This is a genomic window from Caulobacter sp. GW821-FHT09A05, assembly GCF_059418465.1.
The window spans coordinates 138,453-163,595 of sequence record NZ_JBWKPX010000002.1 but is presented as its reverse complement, the minus strand read 5'-3'; the positions used below and the strand labels follow the sequence as shown (position 1 = coordinate 163,595).

At 69.7% G+C, this 25,143-nt stretch carries 16 protein-coding genes and 1 pseudogene; 8 read left to right on the top strand and 9 right to left on the bottom strand.

All coding sequences use genetic code 11. From position 1 onward, the window contains the following. Nucleotides 1-194 precede the first annotated feature (194 nt). From AC07NX_RS02590 to AC07NX_RS02580, 3 genes are read right to left on the bottom strand one after another with little or no spacing between them, the layout of a single operon-like run. On the bottom strand, nt 195-2,774 hold the full coding sequence (locus AC07NX_RS02590; RefSeq protein WP_494638842.1) for a TonB-dependent receptor: 2,580 nt from the start codon (nt 2,772-2,774) through the stop codon (nt 195-197). Between the two features lie 59 nt (nt 2,775-2,833). Then, the gene (locus AC07NX_RS02585) at nt 2,834-3,913 is read right to left on the bottom strand and encodes a FecR family protein (RefSeq protein WP_494638840.1); all 1,080 of its coding nucleotides are present in this window, start codon (nt 3,911-3,913) and stop codon (nt 2,834-2,836) included. Further along, nucleotides 3,910-4,416, bottom strand: a complete 507-nt coding sequence (locus AC07NX_RS02580) for a sigma-70 family RNA polymerase sigma factor (RefSeq protein WP_145684876.1) — start codon at nt 4,414-4,416, stop codon at nt 3,910-3,912. Before AC07NX_RS02580 ends, AC07NX_RS02585 begins: the two co-directional genes overlap by 4 nt. Before the next feature lie 186 nt (nt 4,417-4,602). Between AC07NX_RS02580 and AC07NX_RS02575 the strand changes: the two genes are divergently transcribed. Next, nucleotides 4,603-5,553 carry a polysaccharide deacetylase family protein gene (locus tag AC07NX_RS02575; protein WP_494638838.1) on the top strand — a complete coding sequence of 317 codons (951 nt, stop codon included), beginning with the start codon at nt 4,603-4,605 and terminating at the stop codon, nt 5,551-5,553. Nucleotides 5,554-5,651: 98 nt separating this feature from the next. Then, nucleotides 5,652-7,313 carry a carboxylesterase/lipase family protein gene (locus AC07NX_RS02570; RefSeq protein WP_494638836.1) on the top strand — a complete coding sequence of 554 codons (1,662 nt, stop codon included), beginning with the start codon at nt 5,652-5,654 and terminating at the stop codon, nt 7,311-7,313. A 161-nt stretch (nt 7,314-7,474) separates the two neighbouring features. On the opposite strand, the pseudogene AC07NX_RS02565 reads toward AC07NX_RS02570, so the two are convergent. Next, nucleotides 7,475-7,605, bottom strand: a pseudogene (locus AC07NX_RS02565) (hypothetical protein); the annotation flags it as partial. A gap of 567 nt (nt 7,606-8,172) precedes the next feature. Here AC07NX_RS02565 and AC07NX_RS02560 point away from each other — a divergent pair. From AC07NX_RS02560 to AC07NX_RS02545, 4 genes are all read left to right on the top strand, one after another. Next, nucleotides 8,173-11,280: a TonB-dependent receptor gene (locus tag AC07NX_RS02560; RefSeq protein ID WP_494638834.1), complete on the top strand. Its 3,108-nt coding sequence runs from the start codon at nt 8,173-8,175 to the stop codon at nt 11,278-11,280. Between the two features lie 129 nt (nt 11,281-11,409). Further along, nucleotides 11,410-12,135, top strand: a complete 726-nt coding sequence (locus AC07NX_RS02555) for a SapC family protein (protein WP_494638832.1) — start codon at nt 11,410-11,412, stop codon at nt 12,133-12,135. A 13-nt stretch (nt 12,136-12,148) separates the two neighbouring features. Further along, entirely contained in the window at nt 12,149-13,180 is a 1,032-nt protein-coding gene (locus tag AC07NX_RS02550) for a cupin-like domain-containing protein (protein ID WP_494638830.1), read from the top strand. Between the two features lie 19 nt (nt 13,181-13,199). Continuing rightward, a complete protein-coding gene (locus AC07NX_RS02545) occupies nt 13,200-14,690 on the top strand; it encodes a tryptophan halogenase family protein (RefSeq protein WP_494638828.1) in 1,491 nt (496 codons plus the stop codon). 8 nt (nt 14,691-14,698) lie between these two features. Here AC07NX_RS02545 and AC07NX_RS02540 read toward each other — a convergent pair whose 3' ends face one another. From AC07NX_RS02540 to AC07NX_RS02530, 3 genes are all read right to left on the bottom strand, one after another. Further along, nucleotides 14,699-16,612, bottom strand: coding sequence for a sensor histidine kinase (locus AC07NX_RS02540; RefSeq protein ID WP_494638826.1), 1,914 nt, complete (start codon nt 16,610-16,612; stop codon nt 14,699-14,701). Then, nucleotides 16,609-17,328: a response regulator gene (locus tag AC07NX_RS02535; RefSeq protein ID WP_494638824.1), complete on the bottom strand. Its 720-nt coding sequence runs from the start codon at nt 17,326-17,328 to the stop codon at nt 16,609-16,611. The genes AC07NX_RS02540 and AC07NX_RS02535 overlap by 4 nt, the downstream gene beginning before the upstream one ends. 134 nt (nt 17,329-17,462) lie before the next feature. Beyond that, on the bottom strand, nt 17,463-18,143 hold the full coding sequence (locus tag AC07NX_RS02530; protein ID WP_494638822.1) for a TetR/AcrR family transcriptional regulator: 681 nt from the start codon (nt 18,141-18,143) through the stop codon (nt 17,463-17,465). 132 nt (nt 18,144-18,275) lie between these two features. Between AC07NX_RS02530 and AC07NX_RS02525 the strand changes: the two genes are divergently transcribed. Next, nucleotides 18,276-19,598, top strand: coding sequence for an oxygenase MpaB family protein (locus tag AC07NX_RS02525; protein ID WP_494638820.1), 1,323 nt, complete (start codon nt 18,276-18,278; stop codon nt 19,596-19,598). Between the two features lie 210 nt (nt 19,599-19,808). Next, a complete protein-coding gene (locus tag AC07NX_RS02520) occupies nt 19,809-20,813 on the top strand; it encodes an alpha/beta fold hydrolase (RefSeq protein WP_494638818.1) in 1,005 nt (334 codons plus the stop codon). A gap of 133 nt (nt 20,814-20,946) precedes the next feature. On the opposite strand, the gene AC07NX_RS02515 is transcribed toward AC07NX_RS02520, so the two are convergent. Beyond that, nucleotides 20,947-21,672: a response regulator gene (locus AC07NX_RS02515; RefSeq protein WP_494638817.1), complete on the bottom strand. Its 726-nt coding sequence runs from the start codon at nt 21,670-21,672 to the stop codon at nt 20,947-20,949. A 2-nt stretch (nt 21,673-21,674) separates the two neighbouring features. After that, complete coding sequence (locus AC07NX_RS02510) at nt 21,675-24,917, bottom strand: autotransporter outer membrane beta-barrel domain-containing protein (RefSeq protein ID WP_494638815.1); 3,243 nt, start codon at nt 24,915-24,917, stop codon at nt 21,675-21,677. Nucleotides 24,918-25,143: the final 226 nt, after the last annotated feature.

Sequence of the window (25,143 nt, the reverse complement as noted above, 5' to 3'; positions counted from 1 at the left end):
GCTGCCCAGCTTCGGGATCTGGGTCCCGGCGTTCGCCGGGATGAGCGATTCTAAAAAATCACCCGAGTTTCAAACGGCAAAAGCGCGGATCGGGTCCGTGGCGAACCCGATCCGCAAGCGGCGCCGCGGGGGAGCGGCGCCGTTCCCGCCGGACCGCTGGGGGCGGTTCCGGCGGATCCTGATCGGCGGACCGGTCAGAAGTTGTAGCCGACGCTGACCTTGAACGACCGGCCCAGGATCGGGCGGGCGTTGGCCCCGCTGGTCGAGCGCGGGTCGCCCTCGGTCAGGCCGTGGCTGTCGGTGAGGTTGTCGGCCGAGACCTGGACGGTGAAGTCGTTGACGTCGAAGATCGCGCCCAGGTCGACCTTGGTGTAGCCCTTCAGCACCTGGGTGTTGGCGTTGTCGGCGAAGCGGTCGTCCACGGCGCTGACGGTGCCGTAGAAGGTCGACTCCACCGAACCCAGGGTCACGTCGTAGCTGGGCGTGAAACGGATCATCCAGTCGGGCTGGCGCTGGGCGCTGTTGCCCTTGTTGCCGGGGATCGACGACTTGACGATCTCGGTCTTCTGGAAGGTGCCGTTCAAGGCCAGCGACAGGCCGAAGTCCGAACGCCAGCGGCCGTCCAGCTCGACGCCGTGGGCCTTGTTGCTGTTGCTTTCCTGGATGCCGCCGACGTCGGCGAACTTGGCGCCCTCGAACTTGTTGGCGAAGCCCGTGGCGTAGAGTTCGAACGGCCCGCTGCGCAGCTTGTAGCCCAGCTCGTACTGGTCGACCGACAGGGTGTCGGTCAGGCCTTCGCGGAAGTTGTCGAAGCTGGGGAACTTGTAGCCGCGCGAATAGCGGCCGAACACGCCCGAGACGGCGTTGATGTCGTAGTTCACCCCGACCGTGTAGCTGGTCTTGCTGTTGCTGTAGTCGGTGGCGCGCAGGGCCAGGCCGTCGGGATAGCCGGGGCCGTCGTCGACCACGTAGTCGGTCTGGAACCGCTCGCGGCGCACGCCCAGGTCGATGCGCAGCGGATCGATCACCTGCCAGGAGTCGGCCAGGTACAGGGCGTCCACCCGCCCGTCGCCGGCCGAGGTCAGGCCGAACTTGAAGCAGCTGGAGGTGCTGCCGGCCGCGGCCAGGTTGGCGCAGGTGACCGGGGCGGCCAGGTAGTCGCCATTGGCCTTGACCTGCATCGGCTCGACATTGCCGATGGTCCAGAAGTCGTCGGACTTGAAGCTGGAGGCGTAGTAGCCGGCCGACAGCTGGTGCCCGCCGATCGTCTTGGCGATCGACAGGTCGTTGGTCACGGCCTTGATCTTCTTCTCGACGATCCAGGCGCCCCAGTTCTGGACGTAGTCGTTGGCGCCCAGGGCGGTTCCGCCGCGGGTGGTGATCGCGCCGGGGACCACGGTGTTCAGAGCGGCCACGGTGATCGCCGCCCCGTCCGGCACCAGGCCGTAGGTGTTGGCGTCGCCGTCGGTCAGGCTGAAGCGGTCGCGCACCTGCCAGCCGTCGCCGAACTCGTGCTCGAAGCTGCCGCCGGCCACGTAGCCCTTGAAGCCCCGGCCGTCGGCCAGGTCGAAATCGCGGGTCGCGCCGGCCCCGTTGACCTGCAGGGTGTGGAAGCGGCTGGCGTTGCCCAGCTGGGTGTATTCGCCCTTGTCGACGCCGGGCACGTTGATCGCGAACGGCAGGTACCAGGCGCCGTGGTCGTCGGTGTAGCGGGCATAGAGGTTCAGCTTCCCCCGCTCCATCCGCTTGGTGATGTTGACGGTGAACTGCTGGCCGACCTCGCTGTCGAACTGGGTGTCGCGCACGCCCGGCGAGGTGGTCGCATAGCCGCCGACCATGAAATAGAGGTCGTCGGCCAGCTTGCCGCTCAGCAGGCCGTCGACGCGGCGCAGGTCGTAGTCGGAGGTGGTCAGCTTGACCAGGCCGTGGGTCTCCTCGCCGCCTTCCTTGAGCTGGAAGTTGGTGGTCAGGCCCGGCTGGCCGTTCGAGAAGATCGGGTTGGGGCCGCCGCGCAGGGCCTCCATCCGCGAGATCGTCTCGTCGACCCGGAAGATCGAGCTGTTCTCGAGGAACGACAGGGTCGAGGGCGGGTAGATCGGCGTGCCCTGCAGCTGGATGGTCAGGAACTCGGCGTCGCCGGTGGCGGGGAAGCCGCGCACGAAGACGTTGGCCCCGGCCACGCCGCCCGAGGTCTCGACCCAGACGCCGGGCACCAGGGTCAGCAGTTCGGCGGTGCTCTTGGGCGAGGCCTTGGTGATGTCGTCGGCGTTGACGGTGGTGACCGCGAAGCTGGCGGCCAGCTTGTCGACGCCCTTGCCGCCGGGGGTGCCGACCACGATCAGTTCGTCGACCTGGGCGGGGGTCTCGGGCGTGGGCTCGACGGCGGTGGCGGGCTGGGCCTCGGTCTGGGCGCTGGTGGCCACCAGCAGGGTCTTGGCGCGGATGGCGTAGACGCCGCTGGCGGTGGCCTGGGCGCTGAGGCCCGTGCCGTTCAGCAGGCGCTTGAGGCCGGCCTCGGCGGTGTAGGCGCCGGTCAGGGCCGGGGCGCGCTTGCCGCGCACGCTGGCCTCGTCATAGGCCAGCTGCTGGCCGGACGCCTGGCCGAAGGCCCGCAGGGCGCCGCTCAGGTCCTGGGCGGGAATGTCGAAGCTGTAGGTGGCCCGCTGCGACTGGGCGTGGACGGCGACCGGGGCGGTCGCCAGCATCAGGGCCGCGGCGGCGGCGGAGCCCCAGGCCCCATAGCGATCCGGACGGCGGTCGAAGGATCTGCGCATCTGTCTTCCCTCCCAACATGCGCCGACGTTGATTGCGGCGCTTTGGAAGGTGAGACGCCTCAGCTCGTCGAAGACACACCGGCCGGCGCGGAATTTTTTTGGCCGTGGTCGATTTTCAGCACGGTCACGCCATTGGCCGCAACCGCGTGGACCGGCAGGACGGCCGTCACCCCGTCGACGAAGGCGCCGGTGTCGCCCGAGGTGAACACCCCGCTGATCCGCAGCCTGGCCACGCCCGGGTCGCCGATCCGCAGCTTGTCGCGGGCGTAGCGGTTCACCCGCTCGACGGCCAGGTCCATGGGCTCGTCCTGGAACACCAACTGGCCGTTTTCCCAGGCCCGGGCCCGGGCCGGGTCCAGCGGGCTGACCACCGTGGCGTTGGTCCGGGTCGAGGTCACCAGCTCGTGGTCGGGGGTCAGCAGGCGATCGGCGGGCGAGCCGTCGATCTGCACCGGCGCGGCCTTGTCCGCCCGGCCCGTCTTGTCGTCCAGCACCGCCACGTGGCCCTCGTACAGCACCACCCGCATCTGGCCGGTCAGGCGCTCGACGCTGAACACCGTGCCGGTGGCCACCACCAGCTTGTCGCCGGCCGCCACCGAGAACGGGCGCAGCGGGTCCTTGGCGACCGAGAACTTGGCCCGGCCGCTGTCCAGCCACAGCCGGCGGCGGCCGCCCGAATATTTCACCTTCAGCACGGTGGCGCTGTCGAGCGAGGCGCGCGAGCCGTCGGCCAGCTCGACGATCCGTCGCTCGCCCTCGGTGGTGCGGTAGACGTCGGGCTGGCTGGCCCGCCAGGCGACCCCGGCCCCGACGGCGATCACCAGGCCGGCGGCCAGGCCGGCCCAGATCGCCGGCTGACGGCCGGGCCGGGCCCAGCGCCCGTGCTGGGCCCGGCGCAAGTCCTCCAGAGCCTCGCGGCGAAGCGCGATCAGGCCGGGGGTGGCGGCTTGCTCCTCGATGGCGCGCCAGGCGGTGACGGCGTCGTCCAGCAGGCCGCGATGGGCCGCGTCGGCCTCGAACCACGCCTGGAGATCAGCCTGCTGCGCCGGTGAAAGCTCGCCATCGGCCAGGCGCACGCACCACAGGGCGGCCTGCTCGCGCGCCGCGTCCATCCGCGCTTCGAAAGACGACAGGGTCATTCGCCGGCCCTCACGCGTCGGGTCAGGTGGGTCATGGCCTTGAGGATGTGCTTCTGCACCGCGCTGACGGAGACGCCGTACAGGGCGGCGAGTTCGGATTGCTTCATGCCTTCCAGACGGAACAGGAGAAAGATGGCCCGGGTGCGTTCGGGCAGTTCGCGCAGGGCGTCGGAAACCTCGCCCAGGCTCTCGCGGCCCAGCAGCACCCGGGCCGGATCCAGGGGCTCGAGGTCGAGGACGCCGGTGTCGAGGCTGGCGCGGTAGTTGGCCCGCACCTTCTCGCGCCGGCCCCGGTCGCGCAGCAGGTTGGCCGCCATCTGGAAGATGTAGGCGTCGGCGTTGTCGATCGAACCGGCTTCAGCCGTCGCCAGCTTGGCGAACAGCTCCTGGGTCATGTCCTCGGCGTCGCCGTGGCTGGCGGCGCGGCGCATGAAGAACGCCATCAGCGCCGGCCGATAGCGCCGGTCGAGTCTGCTCAGGTCTGGCTCGGTGGCTGGCCGCACGGTCCTGTCCCAGGGGGTCTGACGATTTTCCCAGGATGTATGACGCACGTCGCGGAAAAACCCGCACCGCGCCGCCCGGAAGTTTTCGCGCGAGCGGCGGCGGCGCGCGAACGTCCTTGCGGCGAGCGCGATCGGCGGCATAACTGGTACCGTTATCATTCGCCAAGGAATGAAGCGGGAGGACGCATGGGCATCGAGGGCCACAGGGGCGTGCGAACGCCCGCCTGGACACGCTGGATCGCGCCGCTGGTCGCCGCCGCGACGACGCTGGGCGCGGCCCAGGCCGCCACGCCGGTCAAGATGGCCCTGACCTTCGACGACCTGCCCGTCCACAGCGCCCTGCCGCCGGGCGTCAGCCGCATCGACGTGGCCGGCCGGCTGCTGGCCGCCTTCCACGACGCGGGGACCGGACCGGTCTACGGCTTCGTCAACGGCGTGGGCGAAGAGCGCGAGCCGGATTCGGTGGGCGTGCTGTCGCTATGGCGCGCGGCCGGCCATCCGCTGGGCAACCACACCTGGTCGCACATGGGGCTGGACTCCAACAGCCTGGCCGACTGGGAGGCCGACCTGGTCCGCAACGAGCCGCTGTTGCAAAGACAGATGGCCGGCGAGGACTGGCGCTGGCTGCGCTATCCGTTCCTCAGCGAGGGCGAGACGTCGGAAAAGCACGTCGTCGCCCGCCAGTTGCTCAAGGCCCATGGCTACCGCATCGCCAGCGTGACCATGAGCTTTGGCGACTACGCCTGGAACGAGCCCTACGCCCGCTGCATGGCCAAGGGCGACGCCGCGGCGGTGGCGGCCCTGGAGGCCAGCTTCCTGAAGGCCGCCAAGGACAGCCTGGACTATTCGCGGAGCCTGTCGGCCACGCTGTACGGCCGCGACATCCCCTATGTGCTGCTGATGCACGCCGGCGCCTTCGACGCCCGGATCATGCCGCGGCTGCTGAAGATGTACCGCGACAACGGCGTGACCTTCGTCAGCCTGGAGGAGGCCGAGCGCGACAGGTTCTATGCGGCCGACTTCAAGACCAGGCCGACCCGCGTCCCCACCAGCCTGGAGGAGGCCATGAAGGCCAAGGGCCTGCCGGTTCCCAGGCTGGACCTGCCCTTCGCCGAGCTCGACAGGATGTGCCGATAGGCGCCCGCCTGATCGACCAAGGTCGGTCTGGGAATCCGGGCGCCGTCGGGATGAATCTCGGTTTCCGCCTCGGCGGTCGATCGAAACAGGAGTTGCCCGTGACGTCCTTGATCCGCGACGCCGACATCAATCGCCGCCGCCTGCTGGCCGGAGGCGCGGCGACGGCCGGCGTCCTGGCCGTACCGATGGCCGCCTGCGCCGAGGCCGCGTCCGAGGCCGTGGAGGTCCAGGTCGCCGAGGGGCGGCTGCGCGGCGTGCGGACCGGCGGCGTCGACGCCTACAAGGGCGTGCCCTATGGAGCCGGCGTCTCGGGCGCGAACCGCTTCAAGCCGGCCAGGCCCGTGGCGCCGTGGACGGGCGTGTTCGACGCCACCAGGCTGGGGACGCCGTCCCTCCAGGACCCGACCACCGTCTACGGCAAGAACGAGCCCGCGCCGGGCGAGGACTGCCTGGTGCTGAACGTCTGGACCCCGGCCGGCGGCGGGAAGGGGCGGCCGGTGATGGTCTACAGCCACGGCGGCGGCTACACGACCGGCTCGGGCGGCAGCACGGCGCAAGACGGCGCGATGCTGGCCCGCGAGCACGACGTGGTGGTGGTGGCCACCAACCATCGCCTGGGCGTGCTGGGCTATCTGTATCTGGGCGCGCTGGGCGGGGCCGAATACGCCGGCTCGGGCAACCAGGGCCTGTCCGACATCGTGCTGGCCCTGAAGTGGGTGGCGCGCAACATCGAGGCCTTCGGCGGCGATCCGGGCAACGTGACGATCTTCGGCGAAAGCGGCGGCGGGGCCAAGACCTCGTGCCTCTACGCCATGCCGTCGGTCGCGCCGCTGTTCTCCAGGGCGATCATCCAGAGCGGGCCGGTGGTGCGGATCTCGACTCCCGACGTCGCCGCCGAGACCACGCGGATGTTCCTGGCGCAGCTGGGGATCGCCCCGACGGACTGGCGCCAGGTTCTGGACGCGCCCGCGCCCCGGATTCTGGCGGCGCAGAAGGCGCTGAACGCCAGGGTCAAGGGCGACAGCGGCGGCTGGAAGGGCATCCAGTCGCTCAATCCGGGCGCTTACGGCCCGATTGTCGATGGCGACCTGCTGCCGCATCATCCGTTCGACCCGACCGCCCCGGCCAGCGCCGCCGACAAGCCGCTGATGATCGGTTGGCTGGACAACGAGGCGGCGTTCTTCGCCTGGACCGGCAAGGACGTCGAGGCGTTCCGGCTGGACGAGGCGGGGCTGAAGGCGCGGCTGGCGGGCCGGTTCGGCGACAAGGCCCAGGCCCTGATCGACGCCTACCGGTCCGACCGTCCCGGCGCGACGCCCAGCGACCTCTACCTGGCCGTCGCCAGCTACCACGCCATGGGGGCCGGCTCGGTGCTGGCCGCCGAGCGCAAGGCCGCTCAAGGCAAGGCGCCGGTCTATGTCTACAACATCGCCTACCGCTCGAACCGCAGGATGGACGGGACCGACATCGAGCTGGGGGCCATGCACGCCAGCGACATCCCCCTGGTGTTCAACACCGTCGCCTCGCCCGACACCCTGGCCGGCAGCCGGCCCGACCGCTTCGCCGCGGCGCGTAACATCAGCGCCATGTGGGCCAATTTCGCGCGGACGGGACGGCCCGGCGCGCCGGGGCAGCCGACCTGGCCCGCCTATGACCTGAAGACGCGGTCGACCATGGTGCTGGACGTGGCCTGCGCGGTGGTTCCGGACCGGTTCGCGGCCGAGCGTCGCGCGTGGGCGAAGGTTGATCCAGCGGGGTAGGGCGCTCTACGCTTTGCATCTCCATCATCGTCTTCCACCGTCATCCCAGGCCTTTGCGCCACGGCTATCCGGTTCGTTGGTCTAGTGGGATCGCGTTGAAATTGTTTGGACTCTGATGCAGCGACGGCCGGCGCCCCGGTGCAGCGACGGCCGGCGCCCCGGAGGCGTCCTCGTCCTTCGACAGGCTCAGGATGAGGACGAATTCAACGACGGTTCAGTAGAAATCCTCATCCTGAGCCTGTCGAAGGACGAGGATTTCTTCCGCTGCCGTCGCAGTCGCCCTTGGTGTCAACGGTCGGTCGGCGAGCGATGACCCACAGTCGAAAAGACGGGGCCGACATCCAGGATGGCGGCCCCTGAAGTGGTCCACGGGCGGATCGAGCAAGCGATTCAAGAGCGCCGGCTCTCAAAGCCGAAGATAGCGGTAACATTCTTCCCGGTTGCGTCAACGGGATTTGTCTCGCGTTGCTCGTGCGACTCGACCCGAGACCAGCGCTTCGGACCCTTCATGGTGGAGCTTGAAGGGTTGACTTATCCACAGATTGTGGGGGATCTTCTGTGTCGGCCCCGCAACAATCGACCGCCCTTACGAAAAAGACGGTTGCGTCAAAAAGATGGCTATTGGCTTGTCGGGCCAGGATTTCCGGCCATTTGTATGAATTATCGACCAAAACAGCGCTGTCAGAATCGATTTTCGGGCGCTTGACCGATTTCAGATACTGATGTTACCGCTAACGCAGTCGTCGACGTCTGGTTGTTTTTGACGAAGATCGCGAAAAACGACCGCGAACAAGTTGTCGGCGCCGAAACAAGAAGAACCAAGCCCTCCAGTGCGGGGGCGTTGCGCGGGGAAACGGCCATGAAGCGACACCGTCGCCTGAACACCTCTGCGTCCTTGCTGGCGCTGTCCGTGGCGATCTTCGCCGCCGGCCAGGCCCGGGCCCAGAGCAACAACGAAAGCAGCACGGTCGACGAGATCGTCGTCACCGGCATCCGCGCCTCGCTGGAGCGGTCGATCGAGATCAAGCGCACCAACAGCGGCGTCGTCGACGCGATCTCGGCCGAAGACATCGGCAAGTTCCCCGACACCAACCTGGCGGAATCGCTGCAGCGCATCACCGGGGTGTCGATCGACCGCAGCAATGGCGAAGGCTCGCAGGTCACGGTCCGCGGCTTCGGCGGCGGCTTCAACCTGGTGACCGTCAACGGCCGCACGATGCCGACAGCCAACGTCTCCACCGTCGGTGGCGACCAGTCGGTCGACTTCGCGGCCGGCACCAGCCGCTCGTTCGACTTCTCGAACCTGGCCTCCGAAGGGGTCTCGACCCTGGAGGTCTACAAGACCGGCCGGGCGGCGATCCCGTCGGGCGGCATCGGCGCGGCGATCAACGTCAAGACCCGCCGCCCGTTCGACGCCCGCGAAAGCGGCCTCAGCGGCAGCATCGGCGTCAAGGGCGTCTACGACACCAGCATGGACGAGAAGCTGGAGGACACCTCCAAGTATACGCCGGAAGTGTCGGGCCTGCTGAACTGGACCGACGAGGACGAGAAGTTCGGCGTCGCCCTGTTCGGCAGCTACCAGAAGCGCAACTTCACCAGCCGCAGCGTCACCTCCAACGACTGGAACATCCGCACCTACGCCGACTTCATCAATCCGGCCAACGGCTTCGTCCGCAACGGCGGCGCGACCCAGATCACCAACGCGCCGTCCAATCCCAACACCCTGGTGGCGATCCCCAACGACAGCCGCTACCACTTCTCGCAGGGCCAGCGCGAACGCCTGAACGGCCAGGCCACCCTGCAGTGGCGGCCGGTCGAGAACGTGACCATCACCGCCGACGCCCTCTACGCCCGCAACAAGACCTACGAGCGGCGCAACGACCAGACCAACTGGTTCAACCGGCCGTTCGACCGGGTGACCTTCGACGACAATCCCGTGGTCGCCACGGCGGTCTTCCTGCAGGAGAACCTCAGCGGGGTGAAGGACACCGGCTTCGAGCAGCAGTACAGGGCCAACGAGGACACCCTGAAGTCGTTCGGCCTGAACGGCGTCTGGGACGTCAACGACCGCTTCAAGGTCTCGGTGGACGGCCACATCTCCAAGGCCGACAGCGCCCCCGACGCGCCGAACGGCACCAGCTCGACCTCGGTCAGCATCGGCGCGCCGATCATCTCGTCGCACTCGGTGGACTACAGCGGCAAGATTCCGATCCAGTCGGTGACGATCAACGACGCCCTGCCGCGCGGCAACGGCAACGGCGTGCTCGACATCGGCGACCTGGGCAGCCAGGTGGCCCGCACCTCGGCCCAGCGCCAGCAGCAGGAGGTCAAGGAGATCCGCGCCGACGCGTCCTACGAGCTGGACGACAACGGCAGCCGCTTCGACTTCGGCCTGAACTACCGCACCTCGAAGATGAGCCAGACCAGCATCAACACCCAGCAGGACCTGGGCAGCTGGGGCATCTCGAACCCGCGCGACGTGTCGCAATACGCCGGCAGCCTGGTCAAGCAGTTCTGCCTGGCCTGCCGGTTCGACAGCTTCGATCCCAAGCAGAGCGGCGCGGGCCTGATCGCCTTCCGGGCCGACGCGATCGACCTCTACAACGCCCTGTCGCCAGCCTATGTCGCCCGCGGCAACGCGGTGGGCGTCACCGGCCAGGACAACAACAAGGTCGACGAGGACATCTGGGCCGGCTACGCCCAGCTGACCTGGAAGGGCGAACTGGCGGGCCGCAACGCCAGCATGGTCGCCGGCGTGCGCTACGAAGAGACCAAGTCGAAGTCGGTCTCGCTGATCCGCACCCCGCAGGCCATCGTCTGGACGGCCGACAACGACTTCCGCGTCGACACCACGACCACCTACTCGCCCGTCTCGGGCAGCAACAAGTACAGCAACCTGCTGCCGGCCCTGGACTTCCAGATGGACCTGGCCAAGGACCTGGTCGGCCGCTTCTCGTTCAGCCGCACGATCGCCCGTCCCGACTACGGCAACCTGTTCGCCTCGGTCTCGGCCGGGGCGCCCAACCGGCCGACCGCCAACGGCGCCATCCCGCTGGGCACCCGCGGAAACCCCGAACTGCAGCCGCTGATCTCGGACAACTTCGACGTCTCGGTCGAGTGGTACTACAAGCCCAGCAGCTATGTTTCGGCCGGCTTCTTCGAGAAGCGCGTGAACAACTTCGTCGGCACCGGCACCTTCACCCAGACCCTGTTCGGCCTGCGTGACGCCAGCTCCGGCGCCCCCGGCACGCGGTCGGGCGACGCCAAGGCCTCGCTGACCACGATCGGGGCCGACCAGACCGACGTCAACCTGTTCACCATGACGTCCCTGATCCAGTCCACGGGCTCGGTCGCGGCCGCCACGGCCGTGTTCCAGGCCAATCGCGGCCCCTCGGGAGACCTGAACCAGGCCTTCGTCGACCAGGTTCTGGCCAGCACCGACATCAGCCCCAACGCGGCCGATCCGCTGTTCAACTTCCAGGTCGCCCAGCCGATCAACAACAAGACCGGCAAGATCCACGGCTTCGAAATCGCCGCCCAGCACTTCTTCGGCGACACCGGCTTCGGGATCGCCGGGGCCTACACCCTGGTGCGCGGCGACGTCGGCTTCGACATCGCCTCGGACCCGGGCGAGGACCAGTTCGCCCTGCTGGGCCTGAGCGACACGGCCAACGCCACCCTGATCTACGACAAGAACGGGATCTCGGCCCGGCTGGCCTACAACTGGCGCGACAAGTTCCTGCAGGCCACCAATCGCGGCGGCTCGCGCAACCCGGTGTTCGTCGCGCCGTTCGCCCAGCTGGATTTCAACATCAGCTACGACGTCACGCCCCAGCTGGCGATCTCGCTGGAAGGCATCAACCTGACGAAGGAAAACCTGCGCACCTATGCGCGCGACGAAAACCAGCTGTGGTACGCCCAGGAACTGGATCGTCGCTTCCTGCTCGGGGCGCGCTACCGCTTCTAGGGATGACGGCGACGGCGGGCCTTCGGGCCCGTCCGGATCCGGAAAAGGGTCGCTGTTCGCAGCGGCCCTTTCTTCTCTAGAGTGACCGCGCGTCGAACCGATGGGGCGTCGCTTGGGCCGAGGGCGGACATGACCAACAGAGTGCTGCTCAACAACGTCGACCATGGCGACCTGCGGGTCGTCACGGGGCACGGCGCCGCGTTCGGCGACAACATCAACCAGGTGCTGGTCTTCCCCACCGAGTTCGAGGCGGTCCAGCGCGAATATCCGATCTTCTTCCGCAAGGACGCCGAGGGGGCGTTCCAGGCGGTGGCCCTGCTGGGCCTGGACCGCGACGAGAACCTGTTCCTCGACGACGCAAGTCACCGAAGCGGCTGGAACGCCCGCTACGTGCCGGCCGTCCAGCAGCGCGGACCGTTCTCGATCGCCCTGCGCGAGCGGGACGGCGAGCCGATGATCCATGTCGATCTCGACCATCCTCGCGTCCGGGCGGGCGAGGGCGAGCCGGTGTTCCTGCCGGCGGGCGGCAACTCGCCCTATCTCCAGCACGTCGCCCGACTGCTGGGCCTGATCTATGACGGGCTTGAGATCGGCAAGGCGATGTTCGCGGCGTTCGAGGCGCTGGACCTGATCGAGCCGGTCGACGTGGAGATCAAGCTGGACGAGCACGTCCAGTACGACCTGCCCGACCTCTACACGATCTCGCAGGCGCGGTTCGCCGACCTGGACGGCGCGGCGCTGCAGGTGTTGCACCAGGGCGGCTTCCTGGCCGCCGCCCAATGGGCGCTGTCGTCCCTGGGCAATGTCGGGACGCTGGTCGAGCTGAAGAACCGCAAGCGGATCCGGGCGGCTTGAGCGAGGGACGCCGATGATCGAGATCGCTCGCGAGACGCCGGTGATCGAGGGGATGGCGCCCGGCCAGATCCCGTTCGACGAGATCCTGGCGGAGCAGCGCCCGACGATCTTTCGCGGCATGGCCCGCGACTGGCCGCTGGTGCGGGCGGGCCTGACCTCGCCGCGCGCGGCCATGGACCATCTGCTGTCCCACGATCGCGGCGAGCCCTTCGTCGGCTATACGGGCGCGCCGGAGATCAAGGGGCGGTTCGGCTATGACGAGGGCGTCGCGCGCCTGAACTTCCGGACCGAGCGCGTGCCGCTGCGGGCGTTCCTCGACCGTGTCGAACAGCAGCTGGACGCGCCCGACGGGCCGTCGTTCTACATCGGCTCCAGCGACATCGACGCCTATCTGCCGGGCCTGCGCGTGGAGAATGACCTGGGCCTGGACTGGGCCGCCCTGGGCGACGAGACGCCCCTGGCCAGCATCTGGATCGGCAACCGCACGGTCGCGGCGGCCCACTACGACATGTCCAACAACATCGCCGTCTGCGCGGTGGGGCGGCGGCGGTTCACGCTGTTCCCGCCCGACCAGGTCGACAATCTGTATCCGGGCCCGCTGGACCCGACGCCCGGCGGCCAGGCGGTCAGCATGGTCGACTTCGCCGCGCCGGACTTCGCGCGCTTCCCCCGGTTCCGGGAGGCCCTGGCGGCGGCCCAGGTGGCCGACCTCGAACCCGGCGACGTGCTGGTCTATCCGGCCCTGTGGTGGCACCAGGTCGAGGCTCTGGACCCGTTCAACGTGCTGGTGAACTACTGGTGGAACGCCGCGCCGACCTTCATGGATACGCCCATGAACACCCTGCTGCACGGCCTGCTCAGCCTGCGCGACCGGCCCGACTTCGAGAAGCAGGCCTGGAAGAAACTGTTCGACTACTACGTCTTCGGTCCCGCCGACCGGGCGGGCGCGCACTTGCCGGAAGCCGCGCGCGGCGACCTGGCGCCGATGGACGACCGCAAGGCCCGGCGGCTGCGGGCCTATCTGCTCAATCGCCTGAACCGCTGACGCCGGACCGGAGACTCCCATGCAAGACCAGGTCGTGAAGAAGGTGGTCGTCGCCGGGGGCGGGACGGCGGGCTGGATGGCGGCGGCGGCGCTGGCCAAGCAACTGGGCCCGCTGCTGGACATCAGCCTGGTCGAGTCCGACGAGATCGGCACGGTCGGGGTGGGGGAGTCGACCATTCCCACGGCCCGCACCTTCAACGCCCTGTTGGGCGTCGACGAGCCGGCGTTCATGCGCGCCACCCAGGCGACCTTCAAGCTGGGCATCTCGTTCGAGCACTGGGCCCGGATCGGCGATCGCTACATCCACTCGTTCGGCCAGGTCGGGAAGTCGAACTGGATGGGAAGCTTCCATCACTTCTGGCTGCAGGCCAAGGCGGCCGGCTTCGGCGGCGAGCTGGGCGACTACTGTTTCGAACTGAAGGCGGCCGAGGCCGACCGGTTCTCGGTCGGCGAGGGGCCCGAGCTGAACTACGCCTATCACCTGGACGCGACGCTGTACGGCCAGTTCCTGCGCCGGATGAGCGAGGGCCTGGGCGTCAAGCGGATCGAGGGCAAGATCAGCCAGGTCCAGCAGCATCCCGAGACCGGCTTCATCCAGGCCCTGGTGCTGGAGAACGGCGACCGGGTCGAGGGCGACCTGTTCATCGACTGCACCGGTTTTCGCGGCCTGCTGATCGAGCAGACCCTGAAGGCCGGCTACGAGGACTGGAGCCACTGGCTGCCGACCGACAGCGCCCTGGCCGTGCAGACCCGCTCGACCGGCCCGGCCGCGCCCTATACCCGCGCGATCGCCCACGAGGCCGGCTGGCGCTGGAAGATCCCGCTGCAGCACCGGGTCGGCAACGGCCTGGTCTATTGCAGCCAATACATGTCCGACGACCAGGCCCGCGAGACCCTGCTGGGCGCGCTGGACGGCGAACGGCTGATCGAGCCGCGGGTGATCCGCTACCGCACCGGGCGGCGGCTGAAGACCTGGTCCAAGAACTGCGTGGCCCTGGGCCTGGCCAGCGGCTTCGTCGAGCCCCTGGAATCGACCTCGATCCACCTGATCATGATCGGGGTCACGCGGCTGATGCAGCTGTTCCCGTTCCACGGCGTCAGCGACGCGGTGGTCGCCCGCTACAACCAGCAGGCCGTCGACGAGCTGGAAAAGATCCGCGACTTCATCATCCTGCACTACAAGCTGACCGAGCGGACCGACAGCCCGTTCTGGGACCGCTGCCGGACCATGGCGATCCCCGACAGCCTGGCCCAGCGCATCGACCTGTTCCGCGAAAGCGCCCAGGCCTTCCAGGCCCCGGGCGAGCTGTTCCAGGTCGATTCCTGGCTGCAGGTGATGCTGGGCCAGCGGCTGCGGCCGGCCGCCCATCACCAGATGGGCCGGCTGATGCCGCCCGAGCAGTTGCGCGCGGCCCTGGCCGACCTGAGCGGCAACATCGCCCGCGCCGTGGGCGGCCTGCCGCAACACCAGGCCTTCCTCGACCGGTACTGCGGCGTCGCGGTGTCCTGACCGGACGCCTATTCCGCCGCCTGCAACCGAACCGGCGGCGCCGTCGCGACCCCCTCGACCAGCGGCAGGCGCACCTGCACCAGCAAGCCCTCGCCCGGCAGCATCAGCCGGATGTCGCCGCCGTGGGCGCGGACGATCGAGCGGGCGGAGCTGAGGCCCAGGCCGACGCCCTGCTTGCTGGAGGTGCGGGCCTCGACGCCGCGGTAGAAGGGGGTGAACACCCGTTCCAGCTCGCTGGCCTCCAGGCCCGGTCCCCGGTCGCGGATCTCGACCACCGTCTCGTCGCCCTCGAGGCGGAGCGTAACGCGGGCGCTGTCGCCATACTTGACGGCGTTGTCCACCAGGTTGGCGAACACCCGCTGCAGGCCCAGGACCGAGACCTCGACCTCGGCGGGTTCGCCCGGCGCCAGGGCCACGTCGGCGCCGGTGACCTCGGCCTCGTCGATCACGCATTCCAGCAGCGAGCGCAGGTCGACCCGCTGGCGGGCGCCGGCCTCGGCGTCCTCGCGCATGAAGGCCAGCACCGAGGTGATCATCGCCTCCATCTGGTCCAGGTCCTGGCCGATTTCGCGGCGCAGCGAGGGCGAGGCCCGCTCCAGGCGGAAGCGCAGGCGGGCCAGGGGCGTGCGCAGGTCGTGCGAGATCGCGCCGATCATCGCGGTGCGGTCGGTGATGTAGCGGCTCAGCCGGCCCTGCATGGCGTTGAAGGCCCGGGCGGCGCGGCCGATCTCGGCGGGGCCGCCGGCCACGATCACCGGCGAGGCGGGGTCGCGGCCCAGCTGCTCGGCGGCGGCGGCGAAACCGGCCAGGGGCGCGGCCAGGCGACGGGCGAAGATCCACCCCAGCGGTGCGACCACCGCCAGGGACAGGGCGAACCACATCAGCACCCGGCGCTGCCAGCTGTTGGGAAAGGCCTCGGGCTCGGGCCGGAGCGTCACCCACTGGTTCGGGCCGATGCGCAGGGCGGCCACGAAGTCGCCCTCGATGAACGGCGGCGGCGCCAGGCCGAACAGGCTGCGGGCCGCCGGCGCCGGCAAGGGGCGGCCGGCGGTCGCCTCGGGCTCGGGCGCGGGTCTGGGCGGAGGCGGCCGGGGCGCGGGGAGGGCGACATGGGGCGCGGTCTGGACCGGTTCGGTGACCGGGGCGGTTGCCGCCAGGGGCTGGGGCGGCGGCGGCCGCTTCAGGGTCGGCTCGCGGGCGGCGGCGTCGGCGACCGGGTCCAGCGGCGGGGCCGGCGGGGCCACGCCCCGCAGCGAGGGGGGCAGGGTTACCCTCTGCGAGCGGAACGGGGCGGTGAACAGCGGGTCGGCCGAGCGGCCGGCGGCGGCGGGCGATGCGGAGCTGAAGATCCGCTGGCCGGCGGCGGCGCGCATCGCCGCGTCGGGCGGAAAGCCCTGGCCGATCTGGACGCCGCCCGGCCCGGCGCCGCCCATCGGGCCCATGCCGCCGCGCAGGCCGCCGACGCCGCCCGGCCCCGGGCCCGGCGGCAGGGTCTGGGCCTCGGCATAGCTCGTGAACAGCAGGGCCACCGGCGAGCGGCCCGGACGGCGGCTCTCGGTCCCGGCGAACGGCGGCGGGGCGTAGAACAGCAGGCGGACGTCCTCGCGCGGCGCGTTCAGCAGGCGGGCCAGGTCGGCGCTGGCGGGTTCGGAGGCCACCCAGCCGGGGCTCTGCAGGCTGGGCGGCTGGGTCTCGATCGTTCGGACCAGGGGACGGTCGGCGTCGCTGTCGGGCACGGCGCCGCGCAGGCCGGCGGCGATGTCGGCCAGGCTGTGGTGCATGGCCGGGGCCGGCGGCAGCAGCACGGTCAGGACCAGGGTGACGGTCTGGGCCACGACCAGGCCGGCCAGCAGCAGGGCCAGGATCTGGAAGGCGATCGGCGGGCTGGGCCAGCGTTTGAACAGGCGGCCGCCTGGGGTCATTCCAGCGTCACCTTGGCGTCCAGCATGTAGCCCATGCCGCGATAGGTGCGGATCAGGGGCTGCTCGGACTGGGCCTCGATCTTGCGGCGCAGGCGGCTGATGTGCAGGTCGACGCGGCGGCCCAGGTTCTCGACCGTCTCGCCGGCGATGATGGTCAGCAGCTCGTCGCGCGACACCACCGAGCGGGCGTGGTCGGCCAGGGTCGACAGGATGGTGAACTCGCCCGGGGTCAGCAGCAGCAGCACGCCGTTGGGCGCGGTCAGCTGGCGGGCGGCGGCGTCCAGCCGGAAGCCGGCGAACAGCCGCACGTCGCTGCGCGGCCCCCTGCCCCCGGCCCGGCGGCGCAGCAGGGCCTTGACCCGGGCCAGCAGCTCGCGGGGCGGGATCGGCTTGACCACATAGTCGTCGGCGCCCAGTTCCAGTCCGACGATCCGGTCGACCGGATCGCCCAGGGCGCTGAGCAGCAGGATGGCCGGCCCGTCGGTTCCCGACACCTGGCGGCACAGCGACAGGCCGTTCTCGCCGGGCAGGTTGACGTCCAGCACCAGCACGTCGACGGGCCGGGTCTCCAGCACCTCGCGGGCGGCGGGCACGTCGGCGGCCTGACGCACGGCGTAGCCTTGGCCGGCCAGATAGCCGGCCATCTCCTGGCGCAGCACCTCGTCGTCCTCGACCAGCAGGACGGTGGCGGTTTCGGAAGGGGCGGGCTGGATCATGGCGGCCAGCATATATCCAGAATAAGGCGGAGCCTGGACCTTCGCTATGGGTGAAGCGTCGCGACTTGGAGTTTTGTCAGCTTTTCAGGCGCCTTTTTCATCGCGCATTTGTATCGGCTTGAAACATTACTGTATTAATCGGAAACATTACTGGTCCGCGGTTGGCGCGAGACGTTCCGAGGTCCGTCGGCTTCATCGGCGCCCTTTCCCGAGGGGGAGGAAGGACGAAGCGCCAGCGCCGCCACATAGGCCTCCATCAGCCGCACCAGCTCGTCCTCCAGCTTGGCGGGATCCAGCGCCAGGGCCGGCTCGGCGGCGGCGGCGCGCAGCAGGCCGATCGCGGCGTGGGTCAGGACGAAGGCCGACTCGTTGGTCAGGGCGATCTCCAGCCGCGCCTTGCCGGCGATCGAGGCCAGGAAGGCCTGGTGATGGTGCGCCAGCATCCCGTCCTTGCCGGTCTGGAACAGGGCGTCGAACAGCACCTGGCCGGTGGCGGGCGAGCCCTCGACGCCCTTCATCAGGGACCGGACGATCGCCCGGACGCTGCCGATCTCAGGGCGCTCGATCACCGTCTCGGCGATGGCGTCGCGCACGCTGGAGGCGCGGCGCTGGGCCAGGGCGGCCAGGATGGCCTGCTTGCCGGCGAAATACTGGTAGAGGGTGCCGATGCTGACCCCGGCCCGCTCGGCGATGCGATTGGTGGTCAGCCGGTCGACGCCGTCGGCCTCGAGAAGTTGAAAGGTCGCGTCCAGGATCGCGTCGATCGTCGATTCCGACCGGGCCTGGCGCGGCGTTCTGCGTTGTCTTTCAGCCACTTGCCATCCCTCGCCCGTCGCCTCGCCCCCCTCGTGGGAAGGCGAGTAGGAACCTGAACGACGCTTACATAACCTTGGCGCTGACACCAGGGGCCGCCGGCCGTGGCGGATTTCGCAACTTCAGGAGCGCCGATGAGCCTCTCCATCGACCAGGTCCGCGCCAAGGTGGCGTCGCAGAAGACGCTGCTGCCGGCGCTGTACGGAAACGTCGATTTCGACGCCGTGCCCGAGCGCTTCACGCTGGACGCGTCCAAGGCGGTGGTGCGCGACCGCGCGCCGCTGGGCGTGACCGTCACCCAGGACGACCTGGACCGGGTCCAGGCCTATACGATGCTGGGCGACATCGTCGCCGACGGCTACGCCGCCCTGATCCCGCGATACGGCTTTCGCCGGCTGATCGACATGCTGGCCACGGCCTGCGAGCACGGGGTCGAGGCCGTGGCCGCCGCCCCGCCGGAACTGGCCGCCTTCATCGCCGACATGGAGGCCACGCCCGACTGGATCGACATGGACCTGGTGCGCGAGGGGGCGCGGCTGGACCTCAACGCCATGGCCCACCTGGCGCCGTTCGCGATCCGCGGCGCCTTCGTGGCCACGTTCCTGAACAAGTACTCGGCCCTGCCGATGGCCCTGACCGGGACCCTGACCGACGACAGCGCCGCCCGCCGGGTGAACGAGACGGCGACCTTCTTCGCCACCACGGTGCTGCCCGGCGCGCTGGAGCGCCACGGCGCGGGGTTCAAGGCCGCGGCCATGGTGCGGCTGATGCACTCGATGGTCCGGTTCAACGCCCTGCGCTCGGGCCGCTGGGACGTGTTGGTCTACGGCGTGCCGATCCCCCAGGTCGACCAGATGCCGGCCGGCCTGATCCCGATCTACCTGATGGCGTTCAAGATGCTGCGCCAGGGTCGCCGCCGGTTCACGGCCGAGGAGCGGGCCAAGGTCGAGCTGGCGCGCTATCGCTGCTTCCTGCTGGGCCTGCCGCGCGACCTGCTGGCCGAGACGCCCGAAGGGATCGTGCGGGCCATGACCGCGCGCAACTCCACCCTGCGCAAGGGCTTTGACGACGAGACCTGCGGCGCGCTGATCCGCGCCACCCTGGCCGCCTACCTGCCGCCGGACCGCTCGCTGGCCAGCCGCCTGCACGATCGCATCGAGCGCCGGTTCGCCAAGGTCTTCTTCCTGCGCCACTTCATGGACGGCGACCGGGCGGCGGCGGCGCGGATGGGCGTCGAGGTCGGGCCCGCCGACGGGCTGATCTTCGCGGCCGTGGCCCTGGGGGTGACCGCGCGTATGGCGATCTTCCGCGCGGCCGGCCGGACGCCGGGCCTGCGCGAGGTGGCCGACGCCGTGCTGGAGCGCCGGGTCCGCAAGCTGCTGGCCCGCTACGGCCACGCCGAATACGTCACCGACGCGGCCGGCTATCGGCCGGCGCATGCGGCGGCCGCGGTGTAGGCGCCCGTCCATGCCCCCAACGCCCATCATCCTCGGACTCGCTCCCAGGATGACGGGGATTGCACCACTGCCGGCAATTCCCGTCGCCTGCGCGGATAACGAACGTTCCAGTCGGTCATTCTATGCGCAGCGAAGGGCATGGCCCTGAAGGCGCCATTGAATCGCCTCTCCCGCTGACAAGGCTTCGCTGGAGCTTCAGGGGGAGGGGTGATGCGCAGTCTTCGTATCTGTCTGTTGGCGTTGATATGTCTGTGGCCGTCCTTGCCGTCGGCCCGGGCGGTGACCCCGGTGATGTCGGCCGGCAGCTCGAAGATGCTGGACAAGCGCCTGATCGACATCGGCGGCCGGCGGCTGAACATGGTCTGCATCGGCAAGGGTTCGCCGACCCTGGTGTTCGACCAGGCCCTGGGTGGGACGATCCTCGACTGGCAATACATCCAGGCCGAGGTCAGCCAGACCAACCGCGCCTGCTTCTACGACCGCGCGGGGTACGGCTACAGCGACGCCTCGGACCGCGCCCGCTCCCCCCAGAACGTCACTGACGATCTGCACGCCCTGTTGCGCAAGGCCGGAGAGCACAAACCGGTGGTCCTGGTGGGGCACTCGATCGGCGGCCGTTACGCGACCTACTACTACGAGCGGTTTCCCGCCGAGGTCGCGGGCTTGGTGCTGGTGGATCCGGGATTCGCGGGGCAGGACGACCTGGGCCTGTCTGTCAGCGACCAGGCGTTCTTCGACGGATTGCGGGTCAAGGTGTTGCAGAAGTGGTCGAACTGCGCCGACGCGGCGCGCAAGGGCGCGGTCACGCTGGAGGCGCCGCAAGGCTGCTTCGCGGCGAAGCTGCCCTACTACACCCGCGACGAAGCGGCGCGGATGTCGCCCGTTTATCAGCGCCCCGAGCGTTGGGAGACGATCGCGTCGGAATACACCCACGTGGACGAGGACAAGGGACCGCAACGAGACTGGGGCGCTCTGCCGGTCGTGGTGCTGACGCGCGACAGGTTCCAGCCCACCCCCGGCCAGTCGGAGGCCTCGCATCGGAGCGTCGTGGAGGTCTGGAAGCGTGGACACCGGGCGCTGGCGGCGCGGTCGAGCCGTGGCGAGGCGATCAGCGTGCCGGACTCCAGCCATTATATTCAGGCCAGCCAGCCAGCGGCCGTAGTGGCCGCGATCCGAAAAGTCTTGGCGGAGGTCAGGACGCCGCCGGCGCCATGAGCAGCTCCCGCCGTTTCTCGGCGGTGAGCACGGTCAGGACTGACGCTCAATCCGAACCTTCAGACTGCTACCGCGAGCAATTGTCGGTCTCGGGCGACACCCGTCCGAGGATGATGGCGTGGAGGCGGTTAGCTCACTCCTGAACCCGCTCCACCCGCGCCGCGAAGATGTAGCCCACATGGCGCACCGTGCGGATCAGCTCGCCGCCGCCCTCGACGCGGTCGAGCTTGCTCCTCAGCCGGCTGACGGCGACGTTGACTTGCTGGGGCGCGGGGCGGGCATAGGCGTCGGGCGGGCCCTGGCGCAGTTCGTCGCGGGTCAGCACCCGGCCTGGCCGGGCGACCAGGGCCCACAGCACCAGGAACTCGGCGGTCGACAGCGGCACGGGCCGGCCGCGCGGATCGAACAGCGCCTGGGTGGCGACGTTCAGCCGCCAGCCGTCGAAGCGATAGACGGTCGGCGGCTCGCGGGCCGGCTCGTCGGGGCGGGCGTCGTCATGGCGGCGCAGCACCGCCTTGATGCGGGCCAGCAGTTCACGGGGACGGTAGGGCTTGATCACATAGTCGTCTGCCCCGAACTCCAGCCCCACGACGACGTCGCATTCCTCGCCGGACTCGGAGACCATCATGATGGCCGGCGGGGAGGGCAGGCTGAGCAGTCGCGAGCAGACCGAAAGGCCCGAGGCGTCGGGCAGCATCATGTCCAGCATCACCAGGTTGACCTGCGTCTCGCGCAGAATCTGCTCCATCTCGCGGGCGCTGCCGGCTTCCAGCGTCGTCAGGCCATAGCCGGCCAGCAGCCCCGTCATGTCGTGGCGGGCGACCGGGTCGCCGTCGAGGACGAGGATGCGCTTGTCCATGGTCAGAACATCGCCCTCCCGGTCAGTCGCGCGGTGTACTTGGTCTGCTTGCGCGAGGCCTCGGCCCCGCCTTCCAGGGCCAGGTAGGAGAGCGCCGAGCCGGCGCGGATGGCGAAGCCCAGGGTGACCGCGCCGGTCTTCTCGCTCGAGGCGGCCAGGGTGAAGGGCGTTCCGCCCGCGAAGCTGGCGATGGTGTCGCCCATGGCGCCGGCCAGGGTCTGGCGATAGCCGACCCGCAGTTCGGGCCGCACCCAGACGTCCTTGCCGTACTGCCTGCCCAGCACCAGGCCGAGGTCGCCGCTGAGGTTGTCGGCCTTGCGCGAGGCCACGGTCAGGTCGAAGCCCGAGCCGCCGCCATGCTCCTTGCGCTGGCCTTCCCACAGCCAGACATAGTCCAGCCGGGCCTCGGGACGCAGATAGACCTCGCCGAGCCGGGCCTCGTAGGCCAGTCCCGCGAAGGCGTTGGCGACCATGCCGTTCCAGGCCGCGGTGTTGGTCAGGCTGACATCGACCGTCCCGTCGCCGTCGACGTCCTCGCTGACGAAGCCGCGGTCGCCGTTGAAGCGGCTGTAGCCGACGCCGCCGCCCAGGTTGAACCGCCAGCCGCCGACCGACCGGCGCCAGTAGAGGCCGGCCTGCAGCATCGAGGCGGTGGTCTTCTCGCCGGCCTTGGCGACGGTGTCGTGCTCTTCCAGGCTGACCGCCGCCAGGGTGACGCCCAGCGCCCCGCCGGCGTCGCCCATCGCCTCGTAGCCCGCCACCACGCCCAGGGCCTGGGTGTCGGAGCCCCGGGTGTCGCCGTCCTCGCGGCGGACCAGGACGTTGATCTCCTGCAGCCAGACGCTGTCGGGCCCGTAGCGGTCTCCGATGTCCGGGCGGTGGGCGGTGGCCGCCGAGATCTGCTGCTGCACGCTCTGCAGGGCCGAGAACAGCCCCTCGCCCTGGCTGGGCAGCATCTGGTCGTAGAGGTTGAAGAAGCCGTCGTGGGTGCTCTGGTTAAGGAAGGCGCTGGCGATGTCGGTGTTGTTCGACAGGGCCGCGAACACCGCGTCATAGGCGCTGGCCTGGCTGCGCGACATCGACGCCTCCGAGGCGGTGCGCCGCCGCACGTCGATGTCGATGTCGTCGCCCGAGGCATAGGCGTTGGCGACGTACATGTAGGCCGTGTGGCCCAGCAGGTCCTGGTTGATCGTTCCGGCCGTCAGGCTGCCGGCCTGGATCACCGTATAGGTGGTTGGGTCGGTCAGCAGGCTCTTGAAGTTCAGGCCCAGGGTCGCGCCCGTCTCGATCGTCGCGGTGTCGACCACCAGCTTCGTCTGGGTTCCGGCGGTGGGATCGATCGAGAAGACCAGGGTGCTGTCGGCCCCCAGGGTCAGGCTGGTGGCCTTGATGGTCTCGGTGTTGGTCAGGCCCAGCGAGCCGTTGCCTATCCGGATGTCCAGCAGGCCGTCGCTGTCGGTCAAGGCGCCGATCATGTAGCCCGTGCCGTCGAGGGTCAGGCGGTCGGCGCCGGCCCCGAACGAGACGTCGCCGATCAGGCCGCCGTTCAGGATCGACAGGCTGTCGGCGCCCGAGCCGAACAGCACCTTGCCGCGGATCAGCGGCTCGTCGCCGTCGTCCACACCGTCGCCGTCGGTATCGGTGTCGGCCACGCCGTCGTCGCCGTCATCCCCGTCGTCGACGCCGCTCTGGACGATGGTGACGCCCGTCGTGTTCTTCGACACGTCGATGGCCGTGGCCACGCCGGTGATCGTCTCGTTGCTGGCGTCGGTGTCGTCGTCGTCGGTGTCGTAGTCGTCGTCGGTGGCGTAGACATAGGCCGCGATCGTGCCGGTGTTGGTGATGGCCTTCAGGCCGCCGCTCTCGTCGATGATGGCGTAGGACGAGCCGCCCTCGCCGGCGACGGTGGCGCTGAGGGTCCCGGCGTTGGTCACGCTGGTCATGTCGGCGCCGGAGGCGATGCTCAGGGCCTTGGCGGTGACGGCGGTGTCGCCGGTCACCGAGGCGCTGAGGGCGCCGGTGTTCCACAGGGTGTCGGCCACGGCGCCGGCGTTCAGCTTCAGGCCCACGGCGTCGCCCTCGTAGGCGCTGGCCGAGATCGAGCCGGTCAGCTTCACGCCGCCGGTGACGATCGTCGACAGGCCCGCGTCGCCGCCCAGCTGCAGGCCGGTGGCGCTGATCCCGTCATGGACCCCTGCGGCCGTCACCGAACCCTTGATGACCAGGCCGTAGGCGTCGTCGCCCGTCCCGACCGCGCCCAGGGTCACCGCCCGGGTGTCCGAGCCGATCAGCAGGGCGGGGGCCGAGCCGTAGGCGGTGATCGAGGCCGTGCCTTCGCTGCTGTCGGTCGTGCCGTCGCCGTCCTCGTCGTCGGAGGTGTCGTCGTTGGTGTCGGTGGGCGGGGCGTCCAGCAGCACGCCGCCGGCCACGTCGGCCGTGACCTTCACCCCGCCGCCGCCCTGCAGCAGGTCGTCGGCGTCGAGCAGGGCCTCGTCGTCCGGGTCGGAATAGCGCGAGGTGACGCGGTAGCCGGTCGAATAGACCGAGCCCTGGATGACGACCGCCCCGCCGACGTCGCCGTCCACCGTCAGGCCGACACCGCCGCCGCCCAGCACGCTGATCGAGCCGTTGCTGGTCAGGCCGCCGCTGATCGTCCCGGTGGTGTGGATCCCGTAGCTTCGATCGCCGGTGACGCTGATCGAGCCGCTGTGGACCAGCGAGCCGGTCAGGGGCGCTTCCAGGCTGACGCCCGCCGAATCGTTGCCCTCGATGGTGATCGCGCCCGACGAGTCGTTGGTGAGGGTCCCGACGAACGGATCGGTCCCGGTCAGGCGGATCCCGTAGCGGCCCGAACCCTTGGCGAACGCGCCGTCATAGTCGCCGTCGCTGTCGTCGTCGGTATAGGTGTAGTCCTCGGTCAGGCTGATCGTGGCGCTGTTGAGCAGCGTTCCGGCGTGGCCGCCCAGCACCAGCACACCGATCGAGTCCGAGACGCCGACGCTGGACAGCGTTCCGGCGTTGGTCAGGGTGTTGTCGCTGTCGAGCGTGGCGATGGCGCCCGACACGCTGAGCGTGATCGCGCCGTCGCTGGTGATCTTGACGTCGTCGGCGGCCCCGGACGCGGCCGTCGAGGTGGCGATCGGCGTGGTGCGCGAGCTGCTGGTCACCTGGGTCTCTGCCGCCGCGCCTCCGGCGCAGAGCAGCAGGGGAGCCAGGGCGGCCGAGGCGAGAAGTTTGCGGGACATGAACGGCCTGTGAGGGTGAGCCGTCATGGCCTAGAGCGCCGCCGTGGCTGGCGGATGACCCCCGGGTATCGACGCCGATAAGCAGAGGGGCGCGAAACCGGCGCAGTGTTTCGGGCGCGTATCGGCGGGGAGGCGGGGTGTTGCCGCTGAGAAGCGGCGCCGCATTCTCGTTGTCATCCCGGAAGCCTCGCAGAGGCTGTCCGGGACCCAGGAGACTGGGCTGGCG